The 12,659-nt window shown below is 42.6% G+C and carries 11 protein-coding genes; all 11 read left to right on the plus strand.

Annotation, left to right across the window (positions count from 1 at the left end):
- Positions 1-37: 37 nt before the first annotated feature.
- The 11 genes from lspA (at position 38) to pyrF (ending at position 12,659) form a co-directional block, all read left to right on the plus strand.
- Entirely contained in the window at positions 38-529 is a 492-nt protein-coding gene (gene lspA / locus ACZ5XR_RS06560) for a signal peptidase II (protein WP_464500869.1), read from the plus strand.
- Positions 501-1,412, plus strand: a complete 912-nt coding sequence (locus ACZ5XR_RS06565) for an RluA family pseudouridine synthase (protein WP_464500870.1) — start codon at positions 501-503, stop codon at positions 1,410-1,412. The genes lspA and ACZ5XR_RS06565 overlap by 29 nt, the downstream gene beginning before the upstream one ends.
- Positions 1,413-1,591: 179 nt before the next feature.
- Positions 1,592-2,134 carry a bifunctional pyr operon transcriptional regulator/uracil phosphoribosyltransferase PyrR gene (gene pyrR, locus ACZ5XR_RS06570; protein WP_464500871.1) on the plus strand — a complete coding sequence of 181 codons (543 nt, stop codon included), beginning with the start codon at positions 1,592-1,594 and terminating at the stop codon, positions 2,132-2,134.
- Between the two features lie 169 nt (positions 2,135-2,303).
- Positions 2,304-3,617 (plus strand): solute carrier family 23 protein, encoded by a 1,314-nt coding sequence (locus tag ACZ5XR_RS06575; RefSeq protein WP_464500872.1) that lies wholly within the window; start codon positions 2,304-2,306, stop codon positions 3,615-3,617.
- A 176-nt stretch (positions 3,618-3,793) separates the two neighbouring features.
- Positions 3,794-4,738: an aspartate carbamoyltransferase catalytic subunit gene (locus ACZ5XR_RS06580; RefSeq protein ID WP_464500873.1), complete on the plus strand. Its 945-nt coding sequence runs from the start codon at positions 3,794-3,796 to the stop codon at positions 4,736-4,738.
- Complete coding sequence (locus ACZ5XR_RS06585; protein WP_464500874.1) at positions 4,698-5,984, plus strand: dihydroorotase; 1,287 nt, start codon at positions 4,698-4,700, stop codon at positions 5,982-5,984. The genes ACZ5XR_RS06580 and ACZ5XR_RS06585 overlap by 41 nt, the downstream gene beginning before the upstream one ends.
- Entirely contained in the window at positions 5,981-7,072 is a 1,092-nt protein-coding gene (locus ACZ5XR_RS06590; RefSeq protein ID WP_464500875.1) for a carbamoyl phosphate synthase small subunit, read from the plus strand. The genes ACZ5XR_RS06585 and ACZ5XR_RS06590 overlap by 4 nt, the downstream gene beginning before the upstream one ends.
- A complete protein-coding gene (gene carB / locus ACZ5XR_RS06595) occupies positions 7,065-10,274 on the plus strand; it encodes a carbamoyl-phosphate synthase large subunit (protein ID WP_464500876.1) in 3,210 nt (1,069 codons plus the stop codon). Before ACZ5XR_RS06590 ends, carB begins: the two co-directional genes overlap by 8 nt.
- Complete coding sequence (locus tag ACZ5XR_RS06600; protein ID WP_464500877.1) at positions 10,271-11,041, plus strand: dihydroorotate dehydrogenase electron transfer subunit; 771 nt, start codon at positions 10,271-10,273, stop codon at positions 11,039-11,041. Before carB ends, ACZ5XR_RS06600 begins: the two co-directional genes overlap by 4 nt.
- Positions 11,038-11,949: a dihydroorotate dehydrogenase gene (locus ACZ5XR_RS06605; protein WP_464500878.1), complete on the plus strand. Its 912-nt coding sequence runs from the start codon at positions 11,038-11,040 to the stop codon at positions 11,947-11,949. The genes ACZ5XR_RS06600 and ACZ5XR_RS06605 overlap by 4 nt, the downstream gene beginning before the upstream one ends.
- Entirely contained in the window at positions 11,949-12,659 is a 711-nt protein-coding gene (pyrF, locus tag ACZ5XR_RS06610; protein ID WP_464500879.1) for an orotidine-5'-phosphate decarboxylase, read from the plus strand. The genes ACZ5XR_RS06605 and pyrF overlap by 1 nt, the downstream gene beginning before the upstream one ends.

Below are 12,659 nucleotides of genomic sequence, written 5' to 3' on the forward strand. Positions count from 1 at the left end.
GAAGTGAAGTAATGACAAGATGTGGAGGAATTTTTAGGTGTTTTATTATTTAATTGCTCTTTTTGTAATTTTATTGGACCAAATTACCAAATGGCTCATTGTAAGTAAAATGAACTTTGGTGACAGTATAACCATTATTGAAAATGTTCTTTATATTACCTCACATAGAAATGCCGGTGCCGCTTGGGGAATTCTTCAAGGACAGATGTGGCTTTTCTACGTCATTACATTAATCGTCATTGGAGCGATAATTTATTATTTGCAAAAAGCTGCAAGGGGTAAATGGTTGTTGGGTGTATCGCTTGGGCTCATGCTCGGTGGAGCGATCGGAAACTTTCTTGATCGCCTCATTCGTAAACAAGTTGTCGATTTTATTCATACCTATATTTTTGGCTACAATTTTCCGGTATTTAATATCGCCGATTCAGCCTTATGCATTGGAGTCATCCTCTTGATGATTTCGATGCTTCGTGATGAGAGAGAAACAAAGGAGAAATCTTATGGAGAAAATGGAACACATCATTCTTGAGGACCAAAAAGGGGATCGCATTGATAAGGTGATCTCTGGTCTTGATGAGGAATGGTCAAGAACACAGGTACAGCAGTGGATTAAAGAAGGAAATGTTCTTGTTAATGGCAGTAGTGTCAAAACGAACTATAAGTGCAGCTTAAATGATCAGATTGAAATATCCATCCCGGACCCCGAAGCTTTGGATGTAATCCCGGAAGAAATGGATTTGGATATTTATTACGAAGATAAAGATGTTTTGGTTGTAAATAAACCGCGCGGCATGGTTGTACACCCAGCACCAGGTCATTTAACCGGGACGCTTGTAAACGGCTTAATGGCCCATTGCAAGGATTTATCTGGAATAAACGGAGTTCTGCGCCCAGGGATTGTCCATCGCATTGATAAAGATACATCCGGTCTTTTAATGGTTGCGAAAAATGACATGGCACATGAGAGTTTAGTGAATCAGCTCGTTGAAAAAACGGTGACAAGGAAATATAAGGCGATTGTCCACGGAGTCATTCCACATGATTTCGGAACAATTGATGCACCGCTTGGAAGAGATACAAAGGATCGGCAAAGTATGACGGTTGTTGATAATGGGAAACATGCCGTCACCCATTTCCATGTCCTTGAACGATTCAAAGATTTTTCTTTAGTCGAATGTCAATTGGAAACAGGGCGCACCCATCAAATAAGGGTTCACATGAAATACATCGGATATCCATTAGCCGGAGATCCCAAATATGGCCCGAAAAAAACCCTTGATATTAATGGACAGGCATTACATGCAGGGATACTTGGATTTAATCATCCAAGAACAAAGGAATACCTGGAATTTGAAGCACCAATTCCTGAGGATTTTGAACGGCTGCTTGAACAACTGCGAAATAATCGTTGACAGCAGGTTAATAAGTATTGTAAGATAACAACAGTTGAATATGACCTTTAAATCAGTCCCGTGAGGCTGAGAAGGTAACGGTATAGATATAAGTGACTATCTCTTATATCTTCAAGATAACCAGTCTACCTCTCGCCTTATCCGGTCGAGAGGTTTTTTATTGGTCAGGAGGTGTAGTGATGACTCAAAAAGCTGTTGTGCTTGATGAGCAGGCGATTGGAAGAGCATTAACAAGAATTGCCCATCAAATAATCGAAAAAAATAAAGGGATTGAAGAATGTATCCTCGTAGGTATCCGTACAAGAGGGATCTATCTTGCTGAACGTCTTGCAGCTAAAATAGAAGAAATTGAAGGAAAGCCCATCCCAGTTGGGGAATTGGACATTACTCTCTATCGAGATGATTTAACCAAGAAGACGGAAAATCAAGAACCGCTTGTAAAGGGTTCAGATATCCCTGGAGAGCTAACCGATAAAAAGGTCATCCTCGTGGATGATGTTTTATTTACGGGTAGAACTGTGAGAGCGGGATTGGACGCCATCATGGATTTAGGACGTCCTTCTGTTATACAGCTGGCTGTATTAGTTGACAGAGGGCACCGGGAACTGCCAATTAGAGCTGATTATGTTGGTAAAAACATACCAACATCAAGTGTGGAAAAAATCGTAGTTGAATTAAATGAAATTGATAAAGTAGATCAAGTAAGTATCTTTGACAAGTAAATAGTTACCCTTTTAAATTCAGTCCCGAGAGGCTGACAAAGGGGAAAAACCGGCGTTTTACCAATAACCGGTATTTCTATCCTCTTTGTACCATCATCGGCAAAGGGGTTTTTTTATGAAGGAAAACCCCATGCTAATAGAAAATAACATATTACCGGAGGAGAAATAAATGCCAAACAAACCTATTTTAGATGTAAATGAACGGCCGAAACCAGGTCAATGGTTAACCTTAAGCTTACAGCATTTATTCGCAATGTTTGGATCGACGATACTTGTTCCATATCTGGTTGGTTTAAGTCCAGCTATTGCGCTCATTTCAAGTGGACTGGGAACCATGGCGTTTTTATTAATAACCAAGTTCAAAGTTCCTGCTTACCTTGGCTCTTCCTTTGCTTTTATTGCCCCAATTATTGCCGCTAAAACAGCCGGTGGTCCAGGCGCAGCCATGATGGGCACCTTCCTGGCAGGACTTATCTATGGAATTGTGGCTCTGATTATCAGCAAGGCAGGATATCGCTGGATCATGAACATTCTTCCGCCTGTAGTCGTGGGTCCGGTGATCGTTGTCATTGGTTTAGCCCTTTCTGGTACAGCGGTTGGCATGGCAATGAATAATCCTATTACTCATAAATACAGTCTGCTTCACTTCTCTGTTGCATTAGTAACGTTGGCTGCAACGATTGTCTTCTCGATTTATTTAAAAGGAAAGCTAAGCATGATTCCCATATTAGGCGGAATCATTGTCGGATATGTGTATGCGTTAATTGTCGGAATTGTTGATTTCACACCAGTATTGAAAGCCCATTGGTTCGAAGTTCCAAGTTTTATCTTCCCGTTTATCAGTTACAAAGTGAAATTCACCTTTGATTTAGTTCTGCTAATGGTGCCGGTTGCGGTCGTTACTTTGTCAGAGCATATTGGCCACCAGTTGGTACTTAGTAAAGTAGTTGGTCATGATTACATTAAGGATCCGGGCCTTCACCGCTCAATCCTGGGTGATGGAACAGCAACACTCATTTCCTCCCTCATAGGTGGTCCGCCTAAAACAACTTATGGAGAGAATATTGGAGTCCTAGCGATTACAAGAATATACAGTGTTTATGTGATTGCCGGTGCAGCTGTTTTTGCCATAATCTTTGGATTTATCGGAAAGATCTCTGCTTTAATTAGTACAATCCCAACACCGGTAATGGGTGGCGTCTCGATTCTTCTCTTTGGAATCATTGCTTCTTCAGGCCTTAGAATGCTAGTTGACAGCAAGGTTGATTTTGGAGATAAACGAAACCTTGTCATTTCATCTGTTATCCTTGTCATCGGAATTGGCGGAGCATTTATTAAAGTATCCGATTCATTTCAAATCCAAGGGATGGCCCTGGCCGCCATTTTCGGTGTAGTATTGAATCTCATCCTTCCTGGAAAACCTCCAGTGAATGAAAATATGTTTGAAGAAGTAGAATCAGTAAAAGAACGGAAAATTGCATAAAAAAAGGAACCTTTTAAAAGAAGTCCAGAGAGGCTTATAAGGGTGTAGGGCTAAGAATGAGAATAATTTTTGGATTTGAAATCTCCGAAGTTCTCATTTGATAAGTTCTCTATATGTGCACCCTAATCGATTGAATAGGGTGCTTTTTTTGGCCCATTATGAAAGGCGGGAGAGATATGTTAAAGAATTTGTTAACCACAAATGAATTAAAGGTTGAAGAAATTTATCAAATCTTAACAGATGCAGAGAATTTTGCGAATGGAATGAAATGGCGCCCAGCAGAGCAGGTATTTACGGCAAATTTATTCTTTGAACCAAGTACAAGAACGAAAAGCAGTTTTGAAGTGGCCGAAAGAAGACTGGGGCTGGAGGTAATCCCATTTGAAGTATTAACCTCAAGCGTCCAAAAAGGCGAGACGCTATACGATACGGTAAAAACATTAGAAGCGATAGGTGTTAAGGCACTAGTCATTCGGCATGAACAAGACCGCTACTTTGATGAATTAGTGGGGAAGGTAAATATCCCAATTATCAATGGCGGAGATGGCTGCGGTCATCATCCAACACAATCTCTGCTCGATCTTATGACGATTAAGCAGGAATTTGGCCGGTTCGCAGGTTTAAAAATTGCCATCATCGGCGATATACGCCATAGCAGGGTGGCCCGTTCAAATGCTGACGTACTGACAAGGCTAGGAGCGGAAGTATTCTTTTCCGGACCGGAAGAATGGTTTGATAACAAAAGCATAAATTTTTCGAGATTCAGACCTGTTGATGAGGCGATTAAGGAAGCCGATGTTGTTATGCTTCTGCGTGTACAGCATGAGCGCCATCAGCAAAAAGGAAGTTTTACAGCTGCTGAGTATCATAAACAATACGGCCTAACAATAGAAAGAGAAAAGTTAATGAGGGAAGGGAGCATTATCATGCACCCTGCTCCAGTAAATCGAAATGTTGAGATTGCTGATAGTCTAGTCGAATGCGAACGCTCAAGAATTTTTAAACAAATGAAAAATGGCGTATTCATCAGAATGGCTGCCTTAAAACGCTCACTTGAAAGTCTTGAAGGAGGAAACAGATATGAAACTACTTATCCAGAACGCCACTTACAAAGCATTTGATGGTGTATCGAAACAAGCCGATATTTTAATGGAAAATGGGACAATTACTAAAATAGAAGAAAAGATTGAGGAGCATGCTGACCGAATAGTGGATGCGAAAGGAATGCTCGTATCTCCAGGATTTGTTGACCTTCACGTCCATCTTCGCGAGCCGGGTGGCGAGAAGAAGGAAACAATTGCGACCGGAACTCTTGCTGCTGCCAAAGGAGGTTTCACAACCATTGCCGCAATGCCTAATACAAGACCGGTGCCTGATAGCAAAGAACAAATGGAATGGCTTATGAATCGAATTCAAGATACAGCAAGTGTTCGGGTTTTACCTTATGCTTCGATTACGACGAGACAGCTTGGTCAAGAATTGACAGATTTTAAAGCTCTGAAAAATGCAGGAGCATTCGCCTTTACAGATGACGGCGTGGGAGTTCAATCCGCTGAAAGGATGCTTCAAGCCATGCAGAACGCAGCTGAATTGAATATGGCGATTGTTGCTCACTGTGAAGAAAACACGCTAATCAATAAAGGCTCTGTTCACGAAGGAACATTTTCAAAACGTCACGGATTAAATGGAATCCCTTCCGTTTGTGAATCTGTTCAAATTGCCAGAGATGTTCTGTTAGCAGAAGCTGCCGGCTGTCATTACCATGTCTGCCATATCAGCACAAAGGAATCTGTCAGAGTTGTAAGAGATGCAAAAAGAGCGGGGATACGTGTTACAGCAGAAGTGACGCCGCACCATTTATTATTGTCCCAGGACGATATACCGGGACTTGACGCGAATTATAAAATGAATCCGCCGCTTAGAGACGAGGCTGACCGCGTAGCTTTAATCGAAGGACTTTTAGACGGAACCATCGATTTTATCGCAACAGATCACGCACCGCATACAACTGAAGAAAAAAGTGAAGGAATGGTCCTTGCACCGTTTGGAATTGTCGGTTTGGAGACAGCCTTCCCGCTTCTTTATACAAATCTTGTATTGAAAAATATTATTACACTTGTGCAATTAATCGATTTCTTAACAAAAAAACCTGCGGAGGCCTTTCAACTTCCATATGGAAAAATCGAAGTTGGTGCCGTAGCGGACCTCGTCCTGTTAAATTTGGATGATGAACGGCCGATTGATCCGCAAGACTTTTTATCAAAAGGTAAAAACACACCATTTACTGGATGGAAATGTAAGGGCTGGCCAGAAATGACCATCGCAGAAGGAAAAATAGTTTGGGAAAAAGGATGGGTGACAGCATGAAAAGACAGCTTATTTTAGAGGACGGAACGGTTTTTGTCGGAGAAGGGTTTGGCAGTGATACAGAAACAATCGGTGAAGTAGTTTTTAATACCGGAATGACAGGGTATCAGGAAATCCTATCCGACCCATCCTACTGCGGACAAATCGTCACACTTACTTATCCATTGATTGGAAACTACGGGATTAATCGTGATGACTTCGAATCAATTAATCCGGCAGTAAAAGGATTTATCGTTAAAGAAGCAAGTGATTTCCCGTCAAACTGGCGGAGTGAATTCACGATTGATGAATATTTTCAAATGAAAAGAATTCCTGGCATCGCCGGCATCGACACACGAAAGCTGACAAGGATTATCCGCCAGTATGGAACATTAAAGGGAGCGATTTGCAGTATTGAAAAAGATGCCAATGAGGTATTAAAAAGCTTACAGGGCAAAGAGCTGCCAATCGATCAAGTAAGACAGGTATCTACGAAAAATCCATATCCTAGCCCCGGCCGCGGAAAAAGGGTTGTTCTGGTCGATTTTGGGATGAAGCACGGAATTTTGCGGGAATTAAATCACCGTGACTGTGATATTGTAGTGGTTCCCTATCATACAACTGCTGAAGAAATCCTTCAATTACGTCCAGACGGAATCATGCTTTCGAATGGACCTGGAGATCCAAAAGATGTTCCTGAAGCGATTGATATGATTAAAGGAGTTCTGGGCAGGGTCCCCCTTTTCGGAATTTGCCTCGGCCATCAATTATTTGCGCTAGCCTGCGGAGCAGATACGGTAAAAATGAAGTTTGGCCACCGCGGTTCCAATCATCCTGTAAAGGAACTGGCAACAGGAAAAATTGCCATTACGTCTCAAAACCACGGTTATACGGTTGAGCCGGAGTCAGTTAAAAATACAAGATTAACCGTCACACATCTTGCCTTAAATGATGGCACGATTGAAGGATTGAAACATCAAGATTATCCGGCATTTACAGTTCAATACCACCCGGAGGCATCGCCAGGACCTGAAGATGCAAACGGGTTATTTGAACAATTTCTTACGATGATGGAAGCGAACAAACAGGAGGTTACTCATCATGCCTAAACGGACAGATATTAAATCCATTTTAGTAATCGGATCAGGCCCAATTGTCATCGGTCAGGCCGCAGAATTTGACTATGCCGGAGCACAGGCTTGTATAGCTCTAAAAGAGGAAGGTTATCGTGTTATCCTGGTAAACTCAAATCCAGCAACCATTATGACGGATACGGAGATGGCTGATGCGGTCTATATCGAACCGCTGACAGTGGAATTTGTCAGCCGTATCATCCGCAAAGAGCGTCCTGACGCACTTTTAGCCACCTTAGGGGGGCAGACAGGTCTTAACCTGGCAGTTGAATTAGCTGAATCAGGTGTTTTGGAAGAACTGGGAGTTGAAATCCTTGGAACAAAGCTTTCAGCAATAAAGCAGGCGGAGGACCGGGAATTGTTCCGCAGCTTAATGAACGAATTAAACGAACCAGTTCCAGATAGTGAAATTATTCATCAATTGGATGAGGCAAAAGCATTTGTTGAAAAAATCGGCTTCCCGGTCATCGTCCGCCCTGCTTACACTCTTGGGGGAACAGGCGGAGGAATCTGTAACAACGATGAAGAGCTTGAAGAAATCGTGACAAGCGGTTTGAAAAACAGTCCTGTTCATCAATGTCTGCTGGAAAAAAGCATCGCCGGTTACAAGGAAATTGAATACGAAGTCATGCGTGATGCGAATGACAGCGCCATTGTCGTGTGTAACATGGAAAACATCGACCCTGTTGGTGTCCATACCGGAGACTCGATTGTAGTGGCACCAAGCCAAACTTTAAGTGACAGGGAATACCAGCTTTTAAGAAATGTTTCTTTAAAGATTATCCGTGCGCTTGGGATTGAAGGGGGCTGCAATGTCCAGCTTGCCTTAGACCCATATAGCTTTAACTACTATATCATCGAAGTAAATCCAAGAGTCAGTCGTTCTTCCGCTCTTGCCTCAAAAGCAACCGGTTATCCGATTGCCAAGCTGGCTGCGAAAATTGCTGTCGGTCTCACACTCGATGAAATGATGAATCCGGTAACAGGTAAAACGTATGCGAGCTTTGAGCCGGCTCTTGATTATGTTGTGACTAAAATCCCGAGATGGCCATTTGATAAATTTGAGTCGGGTAACCGTTCACTAGGAACGCAAATGAAAGCAACGGGCGAAGTTATGGCAATTGGCCGTACGTTTGAGGAATCGCTATTAAAAGCAATCCGTTCTTTAGAAGCTGGAGTTTACCATTTCGAATTGAATGGTGCGGCAGATATAAATGATGAATTAATTGAGAAGCGGATCCGTAAAGCTGGAGACGAGCGCCTCTTTTATATCGCAGAAGGCTTAAAACGGGGTCTTAGCATAGAAACCATTCATCAATGGAGTAAAATTGATTTATTTTTCCTTAAGAAAATGGAAGGGATTATTAGGCTTGAAGAAAAGCTTAGTCTGAATTCTTTTGATCAAGAGGTACTGATTGAGGCAAAACGAAAAGGGTTTACGGATAAAAAAATTGCGGAACTTTGGAATAGTACGCAACAAGAGATCTATAACCTACGTAAAGAAAAGGGAATTTTACCAGTTTATAAAATGGTAGATACTTGTGCCGCAGAGTTTGAGTCCGAAACACCTTACTTTTATGGCACCTATGAAGAAGAAAATGAATCGCTTGTTTCAGAAAGAAAAAGTGTTGTCGTTCTAGGTTCAGGTCCTATCCGTATTGGCCAGGGAATCGAATTTGATTACGCTACTGTCCATTCTGTTAAAGCGATCAAAGAAGCCGGTCTTGAAGCGATTATAATAAATAATAACCCGGAAACAGTTTCAACTGATTTCAGTATTTCCGATAAGCTTTACTTCGAACCGCTGACAGTCGAAGATGTTATGAGTATTATTGACTTGGAAAAGCCAATCGGAGTGGTTGTCCAGTTTGGTGGGCAAACTGCTATCAACCTGGCAGCTGGTCTGACGGAAAACGGAGTTGAAATTCTTGGAACAAGCCTCGAGGATTTGGACCGCGCAGAGGATCGCGATAAATTTGAGCAGGCTCTCCAAAAATTGAACATACCGCAACCGCTTGGGAAAACAGCTCTTTCGGTAAAGGAAGCATTAGGAATTGCCGAAGAAATCGGCTATCCGGTACTTGTTCGCCCATCCTATGTTCTTGGCGGCCGGGCCATGGAAATTGTTTATCGTGAAGCCGAGCTTTTGCATTATATGGAAAATGCAGTGAAAATCAACCCTGAGCATCCGGTTTTAATTGACCGCTACTTAACGGGAAAAGAAATTGAAGTAGACGCAATTTGTGATGGCGAAAATGTATTGATTCCAGGAATAATGGAGCATATTGAACGCGCGGGAGTTCACTCGGGTGATTCAATTGCAGTCTACCCGCCCCAAACCTTATCTGAGAATATTAAACGCACACTGGAAGAATATACGGTGAAATTAGCAAAAGGCTTAAATATCGTTGGTCTGTTGAACATTCAATATGTCCTTGCTGGCGATCAAGTATATGTATTAGAGGTAAATCCTCGTTCCAGCCGTACCGTACCATTTTTAAGTAAAATCACCAATATTCCGATGGCGAAAATTGCGACAAAAGCCATCCTGGGAGTTTCGATTATAGATCAAGGCTATATCCCTGGTCTTGCTTCGGAAAAAGAAGGTGTTTTTGTAAAAGTTCCGGTCTTCTCATTCGCCAAGCTGAAGGATGTAGATATTACCTTAGGACCAGAAATGAAATCCACTGGTGAGGTAATGGGCAAGGATATCACACTTGAAAAAGCCCTCTATAAAGGTTTGGTTGCTTCAGGCATGAACATCCACCAGTTTGGAACAGTGCTGTTTACGGTTGCCGATAAAGACAAACAGGAAGCCTTATCACTGGCCAAACGCTTTTCGGCAATCGGCTATCGCCTTATGGCAACAAGCGGAACAGCTGCACTTTTAAAGTCTGCGGGACTGCCGGTTAAAGTAGTAGGAAAAATCGGCTCAGAAGGTAAAACGCTTCTGGATGTAATTCATAATGGAGAAGCCCAATTTATTATTAATACATTGACAAAAGGGAAACAGCCGGCACGGGACGGCTTTAGAATCCGCCGTGAAGCGGTCGAAAATGGCGTTCCATGTTTAACATCATTAGATACTGCTGCCGCTATTCTAAAAGTGATTGAGTCTATGAATTTCTCTACGGAATCAATGAGTGTTGAAACGAAAAGAGAGGCGATTTTTGTATGATTAGAAAAGAATTGTGCAAAATCATCGACCAAAAGGAAATTGCAGAGGATATTTTTGAACTGAAAGTAGAAGCTGAATTGGTTAAGGAAATACATGCACCAGGCCAATTCGTCCATATCCGGGTCTCAAATAGTTGGGACCCTCTTTTACGAAGACCGATTAGTATTTGTTCAAACGATAAAAGCAATAAGCAATTTACGATGATTTACCGTAAGGAGGGAAATGGAACTTCTCTGCTTTCTGAGCTGAAGGCGGGGATGGAAATTGACATCCTTGGGCCATTGGGAAATGGGTTTCCAATTGATGAAGTAAATATTGGGGAAACTGCGCTGCTTGTCGGCGGAGGAATCGGTGTCCCGCCGCTTTTTGAACTGTCTAAGCAATTGGTAGCCAAAGGGGTAAAGGTGATTCACGTTCTTGGATTCCAATCCGAAACAGCTGTCTTTTACGAAAAAGAATTTTTGCAAAATGGCGAAACCTTTATTGCAACCGTTGATGGTTCTTACGGATCAAAAGGGTTTGTCACCGATGTAATGAAGGATTTACAGTTTGATTGCATTTATACATGCGGTCCGACACCGATGTTAAGAGCGATAGAAAAAGGATATTCCGATAAGAAATTGTTTTTATCATTAGAAGAACGAATGGGCTGCGGCGTCGGGGCATGCTTTGCCTGTGTTTGTAAAACGGCGGATGGCTCGAGTACATCTTATAAAAAGGTTTGCAGTGATGGCCCAGTTTTTCGTGCCGGGGAGGTTTTGATATGAGTCGGTTGGAAGTAAAGTTACCCGGTTTACATTTGAAAAATCCGATTATGCCGGCATCCGGGTGTTTTGGGTTTGGCCGAGAGTATAGCCAGTTTTACGATTTGAGCACACTTGGGGCAATTATGATCAAAGCTACAACTGTAGAGCCAAGGTTCGGGAATCCTACGCCAAGAGTCGCCGAAACCCGTGCAGGGATGCTTAATGCGATTGGATTGCAAAATCCTGGTCTTGAAAAAGTAGTTTCAGAAGAACTGCCATGGCTCGAGCAATTTGATGTACCGATTATCGCCAATGTTGCCGGATCATTAGAAGAGGATTATATTGCCGTTGCCAAAGAAATATCAAAAGCAGCGAATGTTCATGCACTTGAATTAAATATTTCCTGCCCTAATGTAAAAACAGGAGGGATCGCTTTTGGCACGATTCCTGATGTGGCAAAGGAATTAACTCGGAAAGTCAAGGAAGCATCAGAAGTTCCGGTCTATGTAAAGCTTTCGCCGAATGTCACAAATATCGTGGAAATGGCAAAAGCTGTCGAAGCGGGCGGTGCAGATGGTATAACAATGATTAACACCCTTGTTGGAATGAGATTAGATTTGAAGACAGGGAAACCGATCTTAGCCAATCGGACAGGCGGTTTATCAGGTCCAGCTGTTAAGCCGGTTGCCATTCGGATGATTTATGAGGTCAGCCAAGCAGTATCGCTTCCGATCATTGGAATGGGCGGCATTCAATCAGCAGAAGATGTAATAGAATTCTTCTATGCCGGGGCAAGTGCAGTTGCAGTAGGGACCGCCAATTTTGTCGACCCATTTGTTTGCCCTTCGATTATTGAAGAGCTACCTGGCTTACTTGATAAATTAGGTTATGAACACATTAGTGAATGCAAAGGAAGGAGCTGGAGGTAATGGATAACTCGCTAATCATTGCCCTTGATTTTGCAAATGGCATTGAAGTGGAACAGTTTTTGAAGCCATTTGCCGGAGAAAAGCTTTTTGTGAAGGTGGGTATGGAGCTTTTTTATCAAGAAGGTCCTTCGATTATTCATATGTTAAAAGAAGCTGGTCATCGTATTTTCTTAGATTTAAAACTTCACGATATTCCTAATACCGTAAAAAGTGCGATGAAGGGTTTAGCGCGGCTTGAGTGTGACATTGTCAATGTTCATGCGGCCGGCGGCAAAGAAATGATGATGGCGGCGTTAGAAGGGCTGGATGCAGGGACCCCAGCAGGAGGCAAGCGGCCGGCATGTATCGCGGTAACTCAATTAACAAGCACATCAGAACAACAAATGAATCAAGAACAGCTAATCCCGGTTACCTTGCAGGAATCCGTTTTACACTATGCGGGTTTGTCGAAGGAGGCAGGCTTGGATGGTGTTGTCTGTTCGGCATGGGAAGCTGGATTCATTCGGGAAAAGTTGGGCCCTGAATTTTATACGGTTACGCCCGGGATTCGAATGAGTACAGACCTTGTCGGAGATCAAAAGCGGGTAGCAACCCCGGATTTTGCAAGAAATGCGGGTGTAACGTCCATTGTCGTCGGGCGCTCGATCACACGGTCAAAGGATCCCGTTGCAAGCTATAAACAATGGATGGAAGCATGGAAGGGAGTTTAA

It is taken from the genome of Neobacillus sp. Fa239 (assembly GCF_055395235.1).